Origin of the sequence: Tenacibaculum jejuense, assembly GCF_900198195.1 — a bacterium.
In the GTDB taxonomy this organism is placed as follows: Bacteria; Bacteroidota; Bacteroidia; order Flavobacteriales; family Flavobacteriaceae; genus Polaribacter; species Polaribacter jejuensis.
This window is the reverse complement of the sequence record NZ_LT899436.1, coordinates 1,131,185-1,152,500: the sequence shown is the minus strand read 5'-3', so window position 1 is coordinate 1,152,500 and position 21,316 is coordinate 1,131,185. Positions and strand designations below refer to the sequence as shown.

The window sequence follows — 21,316 nt, the reverse complement described above, 5'->3', positions numbered from 1 at the left end:
TATTCATTACTTAACCACAATTCTTAACTCAAAAGCACCTTAAATAAACAGTAATAAAGAAATAATCAGACTATAATATTAATAGCACAAAGTTTGGACAAACACTAAACTTATCATTATACAATCTATCTCTTCAGTAAAAAAAAAGACTTTATACTAGAGTAAAGCCCCAAAAAAACTAACGACAAAGTACTTTCAAACTAGTATTCCAAGTGTATTAAAGCAAACGACCTAATCATAATTGTAATTTCATATCCCATTCAATTAGAATATTCAAAATAAAAAAGGAATCAAAACAAATTCTCGTCTAATATAATTGTACAAAAAATGCATTTACAATATATTTGTGCATTAAGATTTTCACTTGTAGGAAAATCGTAACATAACAATATATAAAATGATTAAAATTACATTACCAGATGGAAGTATTAGGGAGTACGAAAAAAACACTACTCCTATTGAAGTTGCTAAAAGTATAAGTGAAGGATTAGCTAGAAATGTTATTTCAGCTAATTTTAACAATACCACAGTAGAAACTACTACTCCATTAACCACAGATGGTAATCTTACACTATATACTTTTGACTCTCCTGAAGGTAAAAAAGCATTTTGGCATTCATCAGCTCACGTTCTAGCTCAAACAATCCTAGATTTTCATCCTGATGCCAAACTTACAATAGGTCCTGCAATTGATAACGGTTTTTATTATGATGTAGATTTTGGTGATGATACGATATCAGAAAAAGATTTTGCTTCTATAGAAAAGAAGTTTTTAGAAAGAGCTCGTGAAAAAGCAGAGTTCAAAATGCGCTCAGTTACAAAAGACGAAGCTTTATCTTATTATAAGGAAAGAAACAATTCATATAAAGTGGAATTAATAGAAGGTTTAGAAGACGGTGATATTACTTTCTGTGATCACAGCGACTTTACTGATCTATGTCGTGGTGGACATATTCCAAATACTGGAATAATTAAAGCTATCAAGATTATGAATGTTGCTGGTGCTTACTGGCGTGGAGATGAAAAGAATAATCAGTTAACACGTATTTATGGTATTTCTTTCCCTAAGCAAAAAATGCTTACTGAATACTTAGAGTTATTAGAAGAAGCAAAAAAGAGAGATCATAGAAAATTAGGAAAGGAACTTGAGTTATTTACATTTTCTCAAACTGTTGGTCAAGGTTTACCGCTTTGGCTTCCTAAAGGAGCAGCACTAAGAAGTCGTTTAGAAGATTTCTTGAAAGTAGCTCAAAAAAGAGCCGGTTACGAAATGGTCATGACTCCTCATATTGGGCAAAAAGATCTTTATGTAACTTCTGGTCACTATGCTAAATATGGTGAAGACAGTTTTCAACCTATACATACACCAAAAGATGATGAAGAGTTCTTATTAAAACCAATGAACTGTCCGCATCATTGTGAGATTTATAAATTCAAACCTTATTCTTATAAAGATTTACCTAAACGTTTTGCTGAATTTGGTACAGTATATAGATATGAACAAAGTGGAGAGCTCCACGGATTAACACGTGTAAGAGGTTTTACTCAAGATGATGCTCATATTTTCTGTACACCAGAACAACTAGATAGTGAATTTAAAAACGTAATTGATTTAGTACTTTATGTATTTACTTCTTTAGGTTTCGAAAACTTTACTGCTCAAGTATCTGTTAGAGATCCAGAAAAACCAGAAAAATACATTGGTAATGTAGAAAACTGGGAAAAAGCTGAGCAAGCAATTATAAATGCTGCAAAAGATAAAGGTTTAGATTTTGTTATAGAACCAGGTGAAGCTGCTTTCTACGGACCAAAATTAGACTTTATGGTTAAAGACGCTCTAGGAAGAAGTTGGCAACTTGGTACTATACAAGTTGATTATAACTTACCTGAACGTTTTGACTTAACATATAAAGGAAGTGATAATGAACTTCACAGACCAATAATGATTCACCGTGCTCCTTTTGGTTCTATGGAAAGATTTATTGCTATTTTATTAGAGCATACAGGTGGTAATTTCCCGCTTTGGTTGACCCCAGAACAGGTTATAATACTGCCAATCAGCGAGAAATACGAAAAATATACCGAAAAAGTTTTACTTTTGTTAGAAAATTCCGAAATTCGCGCCCTCGTAGACAATAGAAATGAAAAGACTGGTCGTAAGATTAGAGATGCGGAAGTTAGTAAAATTCCTTTCATGATTATTGTTGGAGAAAAGGAAGAACAAGATGGCACGGTATCTGTAAGGAAACATGGTGAAGGAGATTTAGGTACTTTCACTATTGAAGAATTTGTCCAACTAATACAGAAGGAAGTTCAAAAAACGTTAGTTACGTTTAACACTAATAATCAAAAAGAGAATAATTTAAAAAGTATAAGCCATAGCAATTAGAAGAAAACGCGGACGTAGACCCGCAAGAATTATTAAAGAAGATCAACATAGAATTAATGACAAAATTAAATATGTTGATGAAGTTCGTCTAGTAGGCGACAACGTAGAAGTAGGTGTGTATTCACTTGCAAAAGCTAAAGCAATAGCTCAAGAGCAAGAGCTAGATTTAGTTGAAATATCTCCTAAAGCAGTCCCTCCTGTTTGTAAAGTTATTGACTATAAAAAATTCCTTTACGAGCAAAAGAAGCGTGAAAAAGCATTAAAAGCAAAAGCGACTAAGGTGGTTGTTAAGGAAATTCGTTTCGGACCTCAAACAGATGAGCATGATTACGAATTCAAAAAGAAACATGCGATTAAGTTCTTACAAGACGGAGCTAAGTTAAAAGCATATGTATTCTTTAAAGGTCGTTCTATCATATTTAAAGAACAAGGGCAAATTTTATTATTAAAATTAGCTCAAGAACTAGAAGAATATGGTAAAGTAGAACAAATGCCAAAATTGGAAGGTAAACGTATGATTATGTTTATCGCTCCTAAAAAAGTGAAGTAATTTATTCTTTTAGAATAACGACGATATATAAGCAAGATAAAAACGATAGCAGAAAATGCCTAAAATGAAAACTAAATCTAGTGCCAAGAAACGTTTTAAGTTAACTGGTTCTGGAAAGATCAAAAGAAAGCACGCGTTTAAAAGTCATATCTTAACAAAGAAGTCTAAAAAACGTAAGCTTGCATTAACACACTCTACGTTAGTACACAAATCTGACGAGAGTAACATTAAGCAACAATTATTATTAAAATAATAGTTCGCTAGGTAGTAAAATTAATTATTAACCATGGAGTTAGGCTCAATAAAGTACTATTTAATTAGTCGCCTACTACAAAAACAAGAAAATTATGCCAAGATCAGTAAATTCTGTAGCTTCAAGAAATAGAAGAAAAAAAATCTTGAAGCAAGCTAAAGGTTACTTCGGACGTAGAAAAAACGTTTATACAGTAGCTAAAAATGCGGTTGAGAAAGGATTACAATATGCTTACCGTGACCGTAAAAACAAGAAAAGAAACTTCCGTTCATTATGGATCCAACGTATTAACGCTGGAGCTCGTCAGTACGGAATGTCTTACTCACAGTTTATGGGTAAAGTAAAAGCTAATAACATCGAATTAAACCGTAAGGTTTTAGCAGATTTAGCTATGAACAACCCAGAAGCTTTTAAGGCAATCGTAGATAAAGTAAAATAAGTTTAATAACCTTGCTTATACTAAAAACCCAAACTTTTTCGTTTGGGTTTTTTTAAATCAACCCGAAATCTAAATATATCTGATGAAAACTATTAACTTTTTATTTGTATTACTTTTTTCAACTTCTTTATTCGCTCAAACAAAATTGACAAAAAAAGAGATTAGGGAATTACCAAATACAATAGAGAATGAATTTAAAAAAGCTTATGGATTATCAAATACTTGGAAAGAGTATAAAATGATTCCTAGAAATGAATTTTTAGTTTTCCAAAAAAACGTACTTGATAGCGTTACTATATTAAGAAAAGAAATTGTTGCAAGGCAAGAAATTGTAGATTCTCAAAAGAAAGAAATCGCAACTTTGAATGAAAATGTTAGTAAAGTTTCTAATGACTTAACTAGTTCTCAAGATAAAGAAAATCAAATTAGTGTTTTAGGTATTGCCACCAGTAAAAGCACATACAATATGTTTACTTGGTCTCTAATAGGAATTCTTTTACTAGCTTTAATTTTTTTTATATCTAAATTTAAGTCAAGTAATATTTTGACTAAAAAAGCTAAAAATGATTTATCTGAAATTGAACTAGAACTTGAAACTTTTAGAAAAAAGTCTTTAGAAAAGGAACAAAAATTAAGAAGACAATTACAAGATGAAATTAATAAACAAAGAGGAGTATAAAACTTCTCTTTTTTTATAACCTGTTGTATAGTTCATCCATAGCATTATTATACTTTAGTGTTTTTTGTTTTTCTTTTTGAGTCTTCATTTCAATGATATGATTATAAAAACCATAATCGTAAGTCATATAATTAATAGATAAATTTACTTCATCAAGTATAAAGATATAGTTTCCGTCTACATCTTTTATACAAGTATCTTTAACTTCAAAAAAAATCTTTTCTTCATTAAAATACTTTTTCATTAACATGTACTTCAATTCATTTTTATTTGTGTGATTCCTAAACACATATTTGAAATGTACTAGTTTTTGCTTGTAAAAATGTAGTTCAATAATAAATTTATAGCCCACTGTTTTAAGTTCTGTGAACAAAACATAAACATCATTTAATTCTTTGACTACTCTATAACTCCCTTTAAGCTTAGATTTAATACTATTAAGACTAGCTCCAAAACTTATAGTTTCTGAAAATGCGATTAAGACAGATGTTTCTAATTCTTCAGGAACAGTATGTAAAGCATGATACAATTTCAAATAAGACTCAGGATACTTGTACTTATTTATTACTCTCTTGTAATAAGATGTATAGTATTTTTTTGAAGTAAAGAAATTAATTAACGAGTTTCGGAATAATAACATAACATTATATTTTTATTTTCTTTCCCCGAATTACGTTATGAAATAAATATAATGAAAAAACATGATAAAACTGTAAACAAATCTTTCTAAAAAGTAAAGAATTCGTTATTTACATAATAAATTTTAGAGATTATCATAAGCATAATACGTAAAAGTTATGGTTTTCTTTTTACTTATACTTTTGTTATACTATATTTGCACGTTTTAAAAAAGAAGTCAGTCTAAATTATTGAAAATGCAAAACAAAGGTCTAATCAGATTATTTGCAATCCTTTTCGGATTAGTAAGCTTATACCAATTATCATTTACGTTTTTTGGGAACAAGGTTGAAAATGAAGCTAAAGCATTTGCTGAAGCTAATCTTGGTGAAAATAAAAGTGGTAAGGAATTAGCTAGACTTGAGAGAAAATATCTTGATAGTGTTGCAAATAAAGAGGTAGTATTAGGTAACACCTACAATGACATTAAAGACAAAGAAATGAATCTTGGTCTTGATTTAAAAGGTGGTATTAATGCTATTTTACAAGTATCAGTAAAGGATATCTTAATAGGATTATCTAACGAGTCAAAAAATCAAGTTTTCAGAACTGCTTTAGCAAATGCAGATGAAGCTCAGAAAAATGCTCAAGATGATTATATCGATTTATTTTACGAAGAATTTGAAAAAGCGAGTAAGGGTTCTATTAAATTAAGTGATCCTAAAATCTTTGGAAATAAATTATTACGCGAAAAAATTGACTTCAATAAAACTAACAGTGAAGTAAAAGCTGTTTTACAAGAAGAAATCAACAGCTCTATAGGAACTGCTTTTCAAGTATTGAGAAGTCGTGTAGATAAATTCGGGGTTGTACAACCAAATATTCAAAGAATAGGTACATCAGGAAGAATTCAAGTTGAATTACCTGGAGCCAAAGATGTAGAACGTGTTACTAAATTATTAGTAAGTACAGCTAAATTACAGTTTTGGGAAGTATATTCTAATACTGAGGTGATATCATTCTTATCTCAAGCTAACTTAAAATCAATTGAATTATTAAAAAAATCAGCTGAGAAAGAAGTTACTAAAGAAAAAGATACTGCTAAAAGTAATTTAGCAGATTTACTTGGAGATGATACAGACTCTACTTCTGTAGCTAACTCTGAAATGTTATTCAACTTTTTTATACCAAACCAACAACAATTTGGTTCTGTTATTGGATATTCTAAAATTCAAGATACGGCAAAAGTAAATAGCATATTAAAAAATAAGCAAATTACTGCCTTATTACCAGCCAATTTAAGAAACACAAAATTCTTATGGGATTACAAACCTGATACTCAAGATGCTGATTCTGGAGATAACTCTGATAGTTTTATTCGTTTATATGCTATCAAGTCGAACAGAGAAGGTATTGCAGATATTGAAGGTGATGTAATTGCTGATGCTTCACAACAGTTTGACCAATTAGGTAAACCAGAGGTAAGCATGACCATGAATACTAAAGGTACTAAATTGTGGAGTAGTTTAACTGAAAAGAACATTAACAAGCATGTTGCTATTGTTCTTGATGATTATGTATACTCTGCTCCTATCATTAAAGGTAAATTAGGAAGTACATCTTCAATTTCTGGTGGTTCAATGACAGTAGAAGAAGCACAAGATATTGCTACTGTTTTAAAAGCTGGTAAATTACCTGCTCCAGCAAGAATTATCGAATCTGAAGTTGTTGGTCCATCTTTAGGTAAAGAAGCTATAAACGCAAGTATGTGGTCTTTTGCTTTAGCAATTGTTCTAGTATTAATTTGGATGGTGTTATACTATGGTAAAGCAGGTTTATATGCTAATATTGCCTTATTAGTTAACATCTTATTCATCTTCGGAGTTTTAGCTTCATTTAACTCTGTATTAACGCTACCAGGTATTGCAGGTATCATATTAACTATTGGTATGTCGGTAGATGCCAATGTAATTATCTTTGAAAGAATTAAAGAAGCTTTAAATTCAGGAAAAAGTTTATTCGAATCAGTTAGTGAAGGTTTTAGTTTTAAAGGAGCATTATCTGCAATCTTAGATGCTAACATCACTACATTCTTAACTGGTGTTATCTTATATGTTTTTGGTACAGGACCTATTAAAGGATTTGCATTAACATTAATGATCGGTATTGCTACTTCTTTATTTACTGCAATTTTTATTACTCGTTTATTTGTTGACGGTGCTGTAACTAAAGGAAGTAATTTAACTTTCAACACAAACATTTCTAAAAACTGGTTTAAGAATATTAATATTGAATTCTTAAGAAAACGTAAAATCGCTTATATCATTTCTGGTGTATTTATCGTAATAGGTTTAGTTTCTATATTTTCTATTGGTTTAAAACAAGGAGTTGATTTTAAAGGAGGTAGATCTTTTGTTGTACGTTTTGATAAAGACATGAAAGCTAACGATGTAGCAGAGTCCTTAAAAGAAGTTTTTGGAACTGCTCCTGAAGTAAAAACTTATGGTGCAACTAATCAGTTAAAAATAACTACTGTTTTTAAGATTGAAGAAAAGAGTAAAGAAGTTGATGAATTAGTTCAAAATACTTTATACAAAGGATTAAAAACTTATTTATCAGACCTAAGTTACGAAAACTTTAAGCCTGGTTTTGATAAAGGTGAAAACGCACAAGGTATAATGAGTGCTAGAAAAGTAGATCCAACAATTGCTGATGATATCAAACAAGCTGCAATATTTGCTGTATTTGGTTCTTTATTGGTAGTTTTCTTATATATCTTATTACGATTCAGAAAAGTTTCTTTCTCTATCGGTGCAGTAGCCGCTGTATTCCATGATGTTTTAATTGTATTAGGAATCTTCTCTATATTATATAAAATCATGCCTTTCGATATGGAAATTGGTCAGTCATTTATAGCAGCAATACTAACTGTAGTTGGTTACTCGCTGAATGATACCGTAGTAATTTTCGATAGAATTAGAGAATATGCTGATAACAGTTCTTCTTTTACAGCTAGCCTAGTAGATAAAGCTTTAAGTAGTACTCTTGGTAGAACTATCAACACCTCTTTAACAACATTATTAGTAATGTTAGCGATCTTCTTCTTTGGAGGAGATAGTATCAAAGGATTCATGTTCGCTTTAATTATTGGTGTTATTGTGGGTACTTATTCATCTTTATTTGTAGCAACACCTATTATGTTTGACGCTACTAAAAATAAAGAAACTAAAAATTAAATTTAAGAGCACATTATAAAATCACCGTTTTGTTCCTACTGATAGATCAGTTAAACAAGACGGTTTTTTTATTTAATTAGTATATTTACCTATATATGAAAATAAAGAAACTTCACGATTTATATTTCAGAGAATTAATAAGTAAAGAAGAAATTTCTTCTATTGTAAAACAGCTTGTATATCAAGTAAAAGCTGATTTACCGAAAGATGAAGTTCCTTTATTTATAGGTATTTTAAACGGATGTTTTGTTTTTGCATCCGACTTTGTTAGAGAATTCAATCAAGATTGTGAAATCACTTTTGTAAAACTAGCTTCTTATGAAGGTACGACTTCTGGGGAAACAGTAAAAAAACTAATTGGTATTAATGAAGATATTTCTGGTAGAACAGTTATCATACTAGAAGATATTATTGATACAGGAACTACACTACAAGAGATTTACGAAATCTTCAGAAATAAAAACATTAAAGAACTTAAAATAGCTTCATTATTTTTTAAACCAGATGTGTATAGAAAAGAATTACACATCAACTACATTGGTAAAAATTTAGAAGATAAATTTATTGTAGGCTACGGTTTAGATTATAATGGTTTGGGTAGAAATTTACCTGCTATTTATCAATTAACAACACAACCTAAAATGAAAAACATAGTATTATTTGGACCTCCGGGTGCTGGTAAAGGAACACAAGCTGAATTGCTTAAAGAAAAATATAACTTAGTTCATATTTCTACTGGTGATGTTTTTAGATTCAATATTAAAAACGAAACTGATTTAGGAATATTAGCTAAAAAATATATTGATGAAGGTGAATTAGTTCCTGATGAAGTTACAATCAATATGCTAAAAGCTGAAGTAAATAAAAATGCTGAGGCAAATGGTTTTATTTTTGACGGATTCCCAAGAACAGAAGATCAAGCTAAAGCTCTAGATGAATTCTTAGCTGAAAAAAGTGAAAGAATTAATGGAATGGTTGCTTTAGAAGTTCCAGAAGATTTATTAGTAGAACGAATCTTAGAAAGAGGAAAAACTAGTGGTCGTTCTGATGATACTGATGAAGAAAAAATCAGAAACCGCTTTAACGAATACAATACCAAAACAGCCGTTTTAAAAGATTACTACAATGCACAAGGTAATTTTTACGGAGTTGATGGTGTTGGATCTATTGAAGATATAACAAAACGTTTAGCAGACGTTTTTGACACATTATAAAAACATTCCCGCTTAGGCGGGAATATTAATTTTTGAGAAATGACTGAAGGAAATTTTGTTGACTATATAAAAATATATGCTTCTTCTGGAAAAGGAGGACGTGGATCTGCACATTTGCATCGTGAAAAATACATAGCAAAAGGTGGACCAGATGGTGGTGATGGAGGTCGTGGTGGACACGTAATCTTCAAAGGAGATAAAAATATGTGGACATTATTTCACTTAAAATTCAAACGTCATTTTAGAGCTGAAGGTGGTGGTGATGGTGGATCTAGTCGAAGTACTGGTAAAGACGGAGCGGATGTTATTGTTCCTGTTCCATTAGGTACCATAATTAGAGATGCAGATACAGATCAGATTCTTTATGAAATCAATGATGACGAACAAGAAGTTGTTGTTCTTGAAGGTGGTAAAGGAGGACGAGGAAACTGGCATTTTAAATCACCAACAAATCAAACGCCAAGATATGCCCAACCGGGAATCGACGGTAAAGAAGCTTGGTTTAGAATTGAATTAAAAATTCTTGCTGATGTCGGTTTAGTAGGATTTCCTAATGCAGGAAAATCAACTCTTTTATCTGTTTTAACTGCAGCCAAACCAAAGATTGCAGATTACGCTTTTACAACCTTAAAACCTAATTTAGGTATTGTGGAATATCGTAATCACCAAAGTTTTGTAATGGCAGATATTCCTGGTATTATTGAAGGAGCTGCTGAAGGAAAAGGATTAGGGCATTACTTTTTAAGACATATTGAAAGAAACTCTTTGTTACTGTTCTTAATTCCTGCAGACAGCGACGATATTAAAAAGGAATATAGTATCCTTTTAAACGAGTTAAAACAACACAATCCTGAACTATTAGATAAAGATCGTGTGTTAGCTATTTCAAAATCTGACATGTTAGATGATGAATTGAAAGCTGAAATAAAAGAAGAACTACCAAAAGGTATTGAAACTTTATTTATTTCATCAGTAGCACAAATGGGATTAATGGAATTAAAGGATAAACTTTGGTCTAAGCTTAATTAATATCGATTCGCTTTGCAAAAGCAAAAGCCTCTTTCCAATACGATTCATCTAAAGAAGATATTACTACTCCTTTGGAAGTACTTGAATGTATAAATTTAATAGTATTAGACTTTGTTGAATTTACTAACCCAACATGGTTTACATCACCGTGCATTGTTGGAATATCAAAAAAAAGTAAGTCTCCTTTTTTAATGTTTTCTAAAGTTATTTTTTTTCCTTCGGAACTCATGGATCTTGAAGAACGAGGAAGAGTGACCCCTAATTCTTCTTTAAATACAGTATAAACTAACCCAGAACAATCCATTCCGTTAGCTGTTGTTCCTCCAAACTTATAAGGCGTTCCCAAATACGAATTCGCTGCTTTTAAAATAACACTCACCTTATTTGCTGAGCTAGTCTCTACGTTCTGTTCAATATTATTTCGCCTATTATGATTTGCAAATCGATATGCCCATATCAAGATAAACACGACTACAAAAGATCCTACTTTTTTCACCTTAGCACTCTTTTAGCTTTAGCAAAATTTCTCTTGTAATATTTTTGTGACATATTATTTACTGTTACTCCTCTTTTAGATGAAGCATGTATAAAATAAATAATTCCATTTTTAACAGAGGTAACTAAACCAACATGACTTATTCTTCTTGGTTTTCTAGGATTAGTTGTAAAAAAAAGTAAATCTCCTTTTCTAACATTTTTTAGAGGGATTTGTTTCCCTTGTGTAGACATATCGTAAGAAGTTCTTGGTAATGAAAGTCCATTCTGTTTGAAAGAAGTCATAATTAAACCAGAACAATCCATTCCTTTTCTAGTTACGCCTCCATATTTATAACGAGTTCCTTTATAAGTATTTGCTGTTGCTATTATTCTATTTGCTAACTGTGAAAGATCTTTTGTTCTTACCGATCTTTTTTTAGTTACGACTCTTCTTTTATTTTTCTTATAGCGTTTTGATGAACTTGCTGTTTTAGATGAAGAACATCCATAAGCTAAAAACAAGATCAATAAAATTTGGGGTATTTTTTTTATCACTATTGTACTTTTATGTTAAACTTTCTATAATTGAATTTGCTACTTTTTTTGATGCTCCCTTTCCTCCTAGTTTTTCTTCTAATTCGAAATAATCTAAGAAAAGAGCTTTTCTTTTATTTTCTTCTAGAAGTAATTGTAATTCTTGTTCTAAAGTAAATTCATTAAACTCATTTTGAATTAACTCCTTCACTACTTCTCTATCCATAATTAAATTCACTAAAGAAATATAATCTAAAGTTATAATTCTTTTAGCTATTTGATACGATAGCCAACTTCCTTTATAACAAACTACTTGTGGAACTTTAAATAAAGCCGTTTCTAATGTTGCTGTTCCAGATGTTACTAAAGCTGTATGTGAAATACTCAGTAAATCGTATGTTTTATTATCTACAAACTTTACATTATTGCCTTTTAAAAAGGTTTCATAAAATGATCTAGTTTGACTTGGTGCACCTGCAACTACAAATTGATATTCAGGAAATTTATCAACCATTAACAACATTGTGTTCAACATTTTGGTAATTTCCTGTTTTCTACTTCCTGGTAATAACGCAATAATTTCTTTAGTCCCTAAATTATGAGTTTTACGAAACTCATCTTCATCAACCTGTTCCCTATCAACAATTCCATCAATTAAAGGGTGACCTACAAATTCTACTTCGTAATTGTACTTTTTATAAAAATCTTTCTCAAAAGGAAGTATTACAAACATTTTGTCTACATCTCTTTTAATAGATTTTACTCTTCCTGCTCTACTCGCCCAAACTTGAGGTGATATATAATAATTAGTTCTATATCCATTTTGCTTTGCCCATTTAGCTACAGGTAAATTAAAACCTGAATTATCAATAAATATAATAACATCTGGCTGAAATTGTTCAATATCGTTTTTACAACGTTTGATAAAACCAAGAGCTTTACGTAAGTTCAAGATGACTTCAACAAACCCCATAATTGCTCTATCTTTATAATGAACCACCAATTCACCACCAACAGCCTTCATTAAATCGCCTCCCCAAAAACGTATATTAGCATCTTTGTCTTGTTTAAATAATTCTTTCATTAAATTAGAACCATGTAAATCTCCCGAGGCTTCTCCAGCAACTATATAATACTTCATTATACTATATGAACTTTAATATGAAAGTAAAAATTGCAGTACACATTGTAGCTAACAAAACTCCTTTAGCTCTTAAATCTTGTTTCTTTTTTAAATAAATAAAGAATACAAATAAATTAGGTAAAGCTGCTAATGCAATTACAGGTCCGAAAACTCCTCCTTGTTGTAACATTTCAATGGTTTCAGAAAAACCAAATCGTGATACATATTGGATGTAAATAAAGAAACCACAAAATGTAGCAAAAATCGAAACTAAAAACCCGATAAGAACATCTTTATTTATAAATCCCATGAATGTAATTTTTGAATTGCATGATGCGCAGTCATATCAAATTGAACAGGTACTACAGAAATAAATCCATTTTCTAACGCCCAAATGTCTGTATCCTGACCTTTATCGTTATTTACAAACTCACCAGACAACCAATAATATTCTTTACCCATTGGACTTTTACGTTTATCAAAATCTTCTTTCCAATAACCATTCGCTTGTCTACAAATCTTCACTCCTTTTATTTCTTCTTTCTTCAACTTTGGAATGTTAACATTTAATACAACTCCATCTGGCAAACCATTTAGTAATACATTAAGTGCTATTTTCTTGACAAACTCTTTGGAAGAACGAAAATCTGCATGCCAACTATAATCTAGCAAAGAAAAACCAATTGCTGGTATACCTTCAATACCGGCTTCAACAGCAGCACTCATTGTTCCTGAATAAATGACACTTATGGAAGAATTAGATCCATGATTAATTCCTGAAACACATAAATCTGGCTTTCGGTTAAGAATTTTATTTTTTGCCATTTTTACACAATCAGCAGGAGTTCCTGAACAACTGTATTCTATTTGCGGACCATCATCTATTGAAGTTGGATTACAATGCAACACATTATTTACGGTAATTGCATGTCCCATTCCACTTTGTGGACTATCTGGAGCTACAACAATTACTTCACCAATTTCATTCATTATATCAATTAACATTCTAAGACCAGGAGCCGTAATACCGTCGTCATTGGTCACTAAAATTAAAGGTTTCTCTTGCATTGTTTTTTAATTTACTTATAACAAATATACACTAAAAAATTAGCTGTACTTTTTAACATTTCGTAAAGATAATTATGAAAAATTAATGCCTAAACTTGTATAGATTAAAGTGATAATAATTTATTCATAAATAACTTTTATCTTTATAAAAAATACTTTTTATAAAAGGTTATTTAAAACAACCTCACAGACAATAATTGTAAATAAAGTATTTGTAAAAAAAGAGGTCTTATAAATTTATTAAAAAAATCACTTGAGAACATAAACAAACACAACTATTAAAATTGGCATTATTTTAGTAGCTTAGCAAATACCAGTAATTTTAAAATCATTTAAACGACTGAAGATTTATGAAGATGAAAGTACTTATCCCAATATTGACTGCATTACTAATAAGCAGCAATTCTTATGGAAAATCTATTTCTGAAAAGAACGATCCTGAAAAAGATAAACTTATAATTTATGTATTAAAAAATCTCCTCACTAGAGGTCATTACATTCAAAAAGATTTAAATGATGATTTTTCTGAACATGTATATAATGAATTTATTACCAGTCTAGATCCAAGTAAACGTTATTTTACGCAAAAAGATCTTAAGGAGTTTTCTCAATACAAATACAAAATTGATGACCAACTAAAAAAATCTGATATCAGTTTTTATAAACTAGTTTACGGACGTTTCTTAGAAAAAATTGAAACTGCTAAAACAACTTATAAAGGTTTATTAGCCAACCCTTTCAATTATAAGAAAAATGAAGATATTGATGTTGATTATGACAAAGCTCCGTTTGCTGAAGATGAAAAAGGATTATTGGACAATTGGCGTAAACAATTAAAACTTCAAGTAATTAGTAAAATTGATGATCTTGAAGATTTACAAAAAGACAAAGCAAAAAAAGATAAAAAATTCAAGAAGAAGTCATTCAAAACTTTAGAAAAAGAAGCTCGTAAGGAAGTTTTAAAGAATATGGATGATTTATATCTTAGAATTGAGGAATTAGAAAATTCTGATTGGTATTCAACTTTTTTAAATAGTGTAGTAGGTGGTTTTGATCCTCACACAACATATATGTCTCCTAGAATTAAATCTAGATTTGATCAAGATATGTCTGGAAAACTTGAAGGAATTGGAGCTCGTTTACAACGTGAAGGTATGTACACTAAAATTGTAGAATTGATTTCTGGTGGACCTGCCTGGAAGCAAGGAGATTTAGAACCTGGTGATATTATTTTAGAGGTTGCTCAAGGAGATGGAGAACCTTTAGATATTACAGGAATGCGCTTAGATGATGCGATTACATTTATTAAAGGAAAGAAAGGAACAGAGGTTCGATTAACTGTAAAGAAAAAGTTAGATGGTTCAACTAAAGTTATTCCTATCATTAGAGATATAGTTGAATTAGAAGAAACTTTTGTAAAATCTAGTGTAGTTGAAAAAAATGGAAAGAAATATGGTGTTATAAATCTTCCTAAATTTTACATTGATTTTAATGATACTAAGAAAAGAAATGCTGCTAGTGATATGAAACTAGAGATTGAGCGTTTAAAGAAAGAAAATGTAGCTGGATTGATAGTTGACTTAAGAAACAACGGTGGTGGTTCTTTAAAAACAGTTATTGACATAGGTGGATTATTTATAGATGAAGGTCCTATTGTTCAGGTAAAATATAGAGGTGAACCTGCTAATATTAAAAATGATACTGATAGTAGTGTACAATGGGCTGGACCATTAGTAGTTATGGTAAATGAAATGTCTGCTTCAGCTTCAGAAATTTTTGCTGCTGCTATGCAAGATTATGGACGTGGTGTAGTTATGGGTGGTAAACAAACCTACGGAAAAGGAACAGTTCAAAACTTATTACCTCTAAATTACTATGTAAAAAAATATCCTGAAGATTTAGGAGCTTTAAAAATGACAATTCAAAAATTCTATAGAATTAATGGTGGTTCTACTCAAATTGAGGGTGTATACTCAGACATTGCTATGCCAGACCGTTATAGTTATATGGAATTTGGTGAACGTGACTTAGATGGTGCTTTACCTTGGGATAGTGTAAAACCAGCTAAATATACAAAGACAGATACTTACAGTAACTTTGGTGAAGTTGTTAGTGCTAGTAAGGAGAGAATTAATAGTAATTCAAAATTTATTTCAATTAACGAATATGCTAAATGGTTAAAGAAAAACCAGGATGATAACACTATTTCTTTAAATTACAATACTTACAAAGATGAATCTGAGGAACGAGTAAAAGAAGCTAAACAATTTAAGGATATTTTCAAGTTTAATTCTAACTTGACATTTACTTCTCCTAAGTATGAAGTTCCTTTATTCAAAAAGGATACTGTTCTTAAAGACAAAAGAATGGCTTGGCATAAAAATCTAAAAAAGGATATTTATTTAGATGAAGCCTTAAACGTTTTAAGCCAATTAAAAATGAAAAATAATTACGAGTTAGTAAAAAAATAAAAAAAGAAAACGACCTAAAATTTAGGTCGTTTTTTTTGTTTTTACGTACTATTATAAGTGTACCCAGCCTACTACTCCTTCAAAAGCATAACCTGCGTTTACCCCTTCTTGGTAATTTGTAGTATACAAATGATCTGTATTACTACTACCATAAAAACGATATAATTTTACACGACCACTTCCTCCTGAATTATGAATAAAAGCAGATTGATTAAATAACAATCTTCCTGATCCAGACTCTCTATCCTGAAAATTAAACTCACTAACATTTCTCCATCTACGTCTCTGTAATGTGTTTCTTTCAGATGCGCTTGTAGTTAATACAAAATCTCTGTTTCCAGGACTTAATAGAAAAAATAATTGTTTTGTTCCTGCTGGTGGTGTAGGTGTTGATACTTTGTTAAAAATTCCTAGTTTAAAAGGAACCCCTTCTCTTCTTCCTAAGTTGGCTCCGATGTTTCCTACTCTATAAGTATGTAAACTATTAGCTCCACCAAGAAAGAAACGTCCAACTCCCATTAATGTAGTTCTGTTTTGTAATGTTGTTGTTTCAATCTCTACATCCGAAACTTCTACAACATTAGGATCTTCAATTAAAGTTTCTTGTTGCTCACAAGAAGTTAAAAGTCCCATAGTACTTAGCGTTAACGCTAAAAATCCTGTTTTAAAATTGATTGTTTTCATAAAAATAAAAGGTTAATAATTAGCCTTAAAAATATTTTTTTCAATCAAAAAATAACAGATGGTTGTGGACTTTTGAATGTTTTTTGTGGACCAACGTTTGTAAAACAAAGAATAACGTTAATACCGATGATTTAGTAAATTATAGTAACCCTCAATTTTAATCTAATACTGTTATACTCACTACTAATCCCTCATTTGCTCTTACATTAAAAACAGTATTGTCTTCAAAAATAAAATACTGTCCCTTTACGCCTACTAACTTACCTGAATAACTTCCTTCTTTTAAAATATTTAAACTTTTAGGCTTTTCAGGATATTTATCTACAGGAAAATTAATAGTAGTTTCTTTATTATTTTCAATAAAATATTCTTGTACTTCTTCTGGAATAAAAGCACGTAAGCGTTCTTGCCATTTGGTTAAATCTTCATCCTCAATATCATTCTTCAACATTTTACGCCAGTTGGTTTTATCTGCTACATGTTCTTTTAGTGCAACTTCAGTAATACCCGCTAAATAACGATTGGGTACTTCAACAATTTCAATAGCTTCGTGTGCACCTTGATCTATCCAACGTGTTGGAACTTGCGTTTTTCTAGTCACTCCAACTTTTACATTACTTGAATTAGCTAAATACACAATATGAGGTTGTAATTGTACTTTCTTTTCATATTCTAAATCTCTATCTGCTTCTCCTAAATGTGCTTTACTTAATTCAGGTCGCATAATCCAATCTCCAGCATTTGGAGTTTCAAAAAAACATGATTTACAAAATCCTTGACGATAAATTTCTTTTTCTAATCCACAAGACAAACACTCATAAGTCTCAAACTTAATGGCAATTGTTTTATGAAGTAACTGATTTACATTAATAAAATCGGTTTGCATATCTAGATAATACTGAACTGTATCAAGATTTTCAGTATTCATTTTTTTTAAAACGCCCTTGTATTGCATGTTGTAAAATTTACTATTTTTAGCCAAGAACAAACTTACAAATTCGAACTCAAAAATGCCGTTCCAGTTTATAAATTCTATTATTACTTGGTTTTTAAAAAAAAGAAAACATCAAATGGAACTCTTTTTAAAGTACCCTACTGATGTTCAGCAAGAATTGTTATTTAATTTAGTTGCTCTTGGAAAATACACTGAGTTCGGGAAAACCCATAAATTCTCTAAAATAAAAAATTACGAAGATTTTGTAAATACTGTACCTATTCAGAAATATGAAACTATAGAACCTCTTATTGAACGTTGTAGAAAGGGAGAACAAAATTTATTCTGGCCTACAAAAATTAAATGGTTTGCCAAATCGAGTGGTACAACCAACGCTAAAAGTAAGTTCATTCCAGTGAGTAATGAAGCTTTAGAAGAGTGTCATTTCAATGCTGGGAAAGACATGTTGGGTTTGTATATTAATAACAATGAAGAAACACAATTATTTACAGGAAAAGGTCTTAGATTAGGTGGAAGTTCTGCTATTTACGAAGATAATGACACTTATTTTGGTGATTTATCTGCGATAATTATAGAAAACATGCCATTTTGGGCAGATTACAGCTCTGCTCCTAAACAGGAAGTTGCTTTAATGAGTGAATGGGAAACTAAAATGGAAGCTATTATTGATGAAACAATACAAGAAAACATTACTAGTTTAGCTGGAGTTCCTTCTTGGATGTTAGTTTTGTTAAATAAAGTTTTAGAAAAAACTGGAAAAGACAATATTTTAGAAGTTTGGCCTAATCTAGAAGTTTATTTTCATGGTGGTGTAAACTTCAATCCATATCGAGAGCAATTCAAAAAATTAATTCCTAAAAAGAGTTTTAGATATTACGAAACTTACAATGCTTCTGAAGGTTTCTTTGCTATTCAAGATAGAAATAATTCTGATGAACTTTTATTAATGCTTGATTATGGAATTTTTTATGAATTTATTCCTATGAGTGAATACGATGGAGAAAATTCAAAAGCTATTCCTCTTTCAGCAGTTAAAAAAGATGTAAACTATGCAGTTGTAATTACTACAAATGGTGGTCTTTGGAGATATTTAATTGGTGATACAGTGAAATTTACCTCTACAAATCCTTACCGAATTAAAATTACTGGTAGAACTAAACACCATATTAATGTTTTTGGAGAAGAATTAATAATTGAAAATGCAGAGGAAGCATTGAAATCTGCTTGTGAAAAAACAAACTCGACAATAAAAGATTATACCGTTGCTCCTATTTTTATGAATGGTAATACAAATGGCGGACATGAATGGATTGTTGAGTTTGAGAAACAACCACAGGATTTACACTTTTTTACTGAAATTCTAGATAATGCTTTGAAAAATTGTAATTCAGATTACGAAGCAAAACGATACAATAACATGACTTTAAATATGCCTAAAGTTCACCAAGCTCGTACAGGTTTGTTTTATGATTGGCTAAAAATGAAAGGAAAGTTAGGTGGACAACATAAAGTTCCTAGATTATCAAATAAACGTGATTTTATAGAAGAATTAAATGAATTGCTATAATTATGGAAGAATTTCTAAAAAATGCTGAATTCTTATTACAACACGGAGAAATAACTGACGCTTTACAGAAAATTGCAGTTTATAAAGAGTTTAAAAAAGGAGAATTAATTCATCCTGCAAATAGTATTTGTAAGCACTTTTATATTATAATATCAGGAATTGGTCGTGTATTTTATTACAGGGACGGAAAAGACATTACTGTTCATATTGCTTCTGAACAAGAAAGTATCACTGCGATAGATAGTTTTATTCAACGTAAAAAAAGTAAATACAATATTGAAGCGATTGAAGATATTTCTTGTTTTATGGTGGCTAGAGAAGATTTAGAAAAGCTTTCTGCTAAAAGTCATAAGTTAGAACATTTAGGTCGCTTGTTTTTAGAAAAACTATATATAAATCTTGCAGAACGTTTAGATAGTTTATTACTACATACTTCTCAAGAAAGACATGACGATTTATTTGTTAAAAAACCAGAACTATTTAACAGAGTTCCTGCCAAACATTTGGCTTCTTTTTTAGGTATGACGCCAGAAACTTTTAGTAGAATTAGAGGGAAATAATTATGAAACTTAAATACTTTTTATTGTTTCTTTTATTAATTTCTAGTTATCAATCTTTTGCTTGTAGCTGCTCTCCTATAAAACTAATGAATGCATTTTCTTATGCTGATTTTATAGGTGTTGTTCAATTTGAATCTATAAAAGAACTTAATAAAAATCCTGGTTTTTATTCATCTAAGATCAAAATAGAAGAATTATTTAAAGGAAATTCAAATGATGCGATTTTCATTAATAGTCAAAAAGGAAGCTCTTGCCATTTTATTCCTTCAAATGGTGTGTCATTTTTTATTTTGGGTTTTAAAAACGAACAAAATTTAATCGAAGTTTCATTTTGCACTGCTCTCTTAAGTTCTTCAATTAATCATAAAGATATATTAAGGAATATTTCTAAAAAACATAAAAACAAACCAATAGCTTATCAATTCGTACAGAGATTAAAAGGTAATATTAACCAAACTCTTTTCTCTAAAACGAAAGAACCTTTAATTTATAAAGTCACTTTAAATTCTGATGCTTCTATAAGTAATATTATTCCTGAAAATAAAATTGCTCAGCAGAATTTTAATAGTGGAATTCGTTTTGAACTTTTAAAAAAAGTATCATTTACCAAACCTGACGCTAAATTGAAGTATAAAAAAGATCAACTAGTTTCTTATATCATTTTAAAATGGACTAAAAATCTAGATAATGAAACTATACTAACCTTTCCAAATTTATAACATCATGGGATTATTTAAAAAATTATTCGGTAAAAAAGAAGTAATTGAAACACCTAAACTAGAAACTGAAAATATAGATGAGAAAACTGGAATAGGTTTTACTGATTTACTTTATGAAAATGCTGGTTTGTCTTTCGAAAAGCAAATTATTTTTAATGAAATTACTGGGGATTCTTCTTGGAACATCAACTTAAATGAAGGTAAGTTATATTTTGGAGAACTGAGCTTTCCTATTCAAGTAATTGGTTCACTTTCTTTTAATGATTATTCTTGGATGTGGGGCTGGGCTAATGCTAAAAGTGGAATTCCAGAAAATTTATTAGTAAAAGCAAATGAATTAAAAAGCTTCGGAGAAAAGCATCAAATAGAAGAATTTATCGATGGTCATTTTTATGTTGAAGAAGGTTTTGAACACAAAATGGGAATGATTGCTGTCGGTCTTTTAAATGCTGATGCGTATTTCTGTGCGAATTACGGACAAGGAACAATGGTTATTGCCATAAACTCTGAAACAATACCTAAAATTGAATTTGATCGATTAGAAAAAATACCAACTACTTTTCCTCAACTTATTGGAGCTATAGAATTAGATCATAAAGCTAGTTTCATTAGCTATATGGAAAGTAGAAAGTTAGATATTTCAGCAGAAAACAATACAATTATAGCTTCTAGAAATGGAAAAAAAATTATTGCAAGTTTTGATGATTTATCAAGATTAAAAAATCTACAAGCAGAACTATAAATTGAATTT

General features: G+C 30.2%; 21 protein-coding genes. 13 read left to right on the top strand and 8 right to left on the bottom strand.

Annotation, left to right across the window (positions count from 1 at the left end):
- Positions 1-397: 397 nt before the first annotated feature.
- From thrS to AQ1685_RS05325, 5 genes are all read left to right on the top strand, one after another.
- On the top strand, positions 398-2,389 hold the full coding sequence (gene thrS / locus AQ1685_RS05345; protein ID WP_095070113.1) for a threonine--tRNA ligase: 1,992 nt from the start codon (positions 398-400) through the stop codon (positions 2,387-2,389).
- Positions 2,390-2,420: 31 nt separating this feature from the next.
- Complete coding sequence (infC, locus tag AQ1685_RS05340; RefSeq protein WP_095070112.1) at positions 2,421-2,939, top strand: translation initiation factor IF-3; 519 nt, start codon at positions 2,421-2,423, stop codon at positions 2,937-2,939.
- Positions 2,940-2,994: 55 nt separating this feature from the next.
- Positions 2,995-3,192 carry a 50S ribosomal protein L35 gene (rpmI, locus tag AQ1685_RS05335; RefSeq protein WP_075341031.1) on the top strand — a complete coding sequence of 66 codons (198 nt, stop codon included), beginning with the start codon at positions 2,995-2,997 and terminating at the stop codon, positions 3,190-3,192.
- 94 nt (positions 3,193-3,286) lie between these two features.
- A complete protein-coding gene (gene rplT / locus AQ1685_RS05330; protein WP_095070111.1) occupies positions 3,287-3,631 on the top strand; it encodes a 50S ribosomal protein L20 in 345 nt (114 codons plus the stop codon).
- An 82-nt stretch (positions 3,632-3,713) separates the two neighbouring features.
- Positions 3,714-4,310 (top strand): hypothetical protein, encoded by a 597-nt coding sequence (locus tag AQ1685_RS05325; protein WP_095070110.1) that lies wholly within the window; start codon positions 3,714-3,716, stop codon positions 4,308-4,310.
- A 13-nt stretch (positions 4,311-4,323) separates the two neighbouring features.
- Here the strand turns inward: AQ1685_RS05325 and AQ1685_RS05320 are convergent, their stop codons facing one another.
- Entirely contained in the window at positions 4,324-4,950 is a 627-nt protein-coding gene (locus AQ1685_RS05320) for a hypothetical protein (RefSeq protein ID WP_157730117.1), read from the bottom strand.
- 235 nt (positions 4,951-5,185) lie between these two features.
- Here AQ1685_RS05320 and secDF point away from each other — a divergent pair, with 235 nt between their 5' ends.
- The 3 genes from secDF to obgE all read left to right on the top strand — a co-directional run bounded on the left by secDF (position 5,186) and on the right by obgE (position 10,407).
- Positions 5,186-8,164 carry a protein translocase subunit SecDF gene (secDF, locus tag AQ1685_RS05315; RefSeq protein ID WP_095075007.1) on the top strand — a complete coding sequence of 993 codons (2,979 nt, stop codon included), beginning with the start codon at positions 5,186-5,188 and terminating at the stop codon, positions 8,162-8,164.
- Between the two features lie 95 nt (positions 8,165-8,259).
- Entirely contained in the window at positions 8,260-9,378 is a 1,119-nt protein-coding gene (locus AQ1685_RS05310) for an adenylate kinase (RefSeq protein WP_095070107.1), read from the top strand.
- A 39-nt stretch (positions 9,379-9,417) separates the two neighbouring features.
- Positions 9,418-10,407: a GTPase ObgE gene (gene obgE, locus AQ1685_RS05305; RefSeq protein ID WP_095070106.1), complete on the top strand. Its 990-nt coding sequence runs from the start codon at positions 9,418-9,420 to the stop codon at positions 10,405-10,407.
- Here obgE and AQ1685_RS05300 read toward each other — a convergent pair.
- Genes AQ1685_RS05300 through surE form a run of 5 tightly spaced genes read right to left on the bottom strand, consistent with a single transcriptional unit; the run spans position 10,400 to position 13,609 of the window.
- Positions 10,400-10,903, bottom strand: a complete 504-nt coding sequence (locus AQ1685_RS05300) for a C40 family peptidase (protein WP_095070104.1) — start codon at positions 10,901-10,903, stop codon at positions 10,400-10,402. The two genes, obgE and AQ1685_RS05300, sit on opposite strands and share 8 nt — an antisense overlap.
- Positions 10,900-11,406, bottom strand: coding sequence for a C40 family peptidase (locus AQ1685_RS05295; RefSeq protein WP_231970253.1), 507 nt, complete (start codon positions 11,404-11,406; stop codon positions 10,900-10,902). The genes AQ1685_RS05300 and AQ1685_RS05295 overlap by 4 nt, the downstream gene beginning before the upstream one ends.
- Before the next feature lie 43 nt (positions 11,407-11,449).
- Positions 11,450-12,559, bottom strand: a complete 1,110-nt coding sequence (lpxB, locus tag AQ1685_RS05290; RefSeq protein WP_095070102.1) for a lipid-A-disaccharide synthase — start codon at positions 12,557-12,559, stop codon at positions 11,450-11,452.
- Between the two features lie 4 nt (positions 12,560-12,563).
- Positions 12,564-12,851, bottom strand: coding sequence for a hypothetical protein (locus AQ1685_RS05285; protein WP_095070100.1), 288 nt, complete (start codon positions 12,849-12,851; stop codon positions 12,564-12,566).
- Entirely contained in the window at positions 12,839-13,609 is a 771-nt protein-coding gene (gene surE / locus AQ1685_RS05280; protein WP_095070099.1) for a 5'/3'-nucleotidase SurE, read from the bottom strand. The genes AQ1685_RS05285 and surE overlap by 13 nt, the downstream gene beginning before the upstream one ends.
- Positions 13,610-13,959: 350 nt before the next feature.
- Here surE and AQ1685_RS05275 point away from each other — a divergent pair, with 350 nt between their 5' ends.
- Entirely contained in the window at positions 13,960-16,080 is a 2,121-nt protein-coding gene (locus AQ1685_RS05275) for a carboxy terminal-processing peptidase (RefSeq protein ID WP_095070098.1), read from the top strand.
- 51 nt (positions 16,081-16,131) lie between these two features.
- On the opposite strand, the gene AQ1685_RS05270 is transcribed toward AQ1685_RS05275, so the two are convergent.
- Together AQ1685_RS05270 and AQ1685_RS05265 are read right to left on the bottom strand one after the other, a co-directional pair.
- Positions 16,132-16,764, bottom strand: coding sequence for a hypothetical protein (locus AQ1685_RS05270; RefSeq protein ID WP_095070093.1), 633 nt, complete (start codon positions 16,762-16,764; stop codon positions 16,132-16,134).
- Positions 16,765-16,921: 157 nt separating this feature from the next.
- Positions 16,922-17,719 carry a DUF2797 domain-containing protein gene (locus tag AQ1685_RS05265; protein WP_095070091.1) on the bottom strand — a complete coding sequence of 266 codons (798 nt, stop codon included), beginning with the start codon at positions 17,717-17,719 and terminating at the stop codon, positions 16,922-16,924.
- A gap of 55 nt (positions 17,720-17,774) precedes the next feature.
- On the opposite strand from AQ1685_RS05265, the gene AQ1685_RS05260 reads away from it, so the two are divergent.
- From AQ1685_RS05260 to AQ1685_RS05245, 4 genes are all read left to right on the top strand, one after another.
- The gene (locus AQ1685_RS05260; RefSeq protein ID WP_095070090.1) at positions 17,775-19,286 is read left to right on the top strand and encodes a GH3 auxin-responsive promoter family protein; all 1,512 of its coding nucleotides are present in this window, start codon (positions 17,775-17,777) and stop codon (positions 19,284-19,286) included.
- A gap of 2 nt (positions 19,287-19,288) precedes the next feature.
- Positions 19,289-19,846, top strand: coding sequence for a Crp/Fnr family transcriptional regulator (locus tag AQ1685_RS05255; RefSeq protein ID WP_095070089.1), 558 nt, complete (start codon positions 19,289-19,291; stop codon positions 19,844-19,846).
- An 86-nt stretch (positions 19,847-19,932) separates the two neighbouring features.
- Positions 19,933-20,565: a hypothetical protein gene (locus AQ1685_RS05250; RefSeq protein WP_095070088.1), complete on the top strand. Its 633-nt coding sequence runs from the start codon at positions 19,933-19,935 to the stop codon at positions 20,563-20,565.
- 4 nt (positions 20,566-20,569) lie between these two features.
- Entirely contained in the window at positions 20,570-21,307 is a 738-nt protein-coding gene (locus tag AQ1685_RS05245) for a DUF6882 domain-containing protein (RefSeq protein WP_095070086.1), read from the top strand.
- Positions 21,308-21,316: the final 9 nt, after the last annotated feature.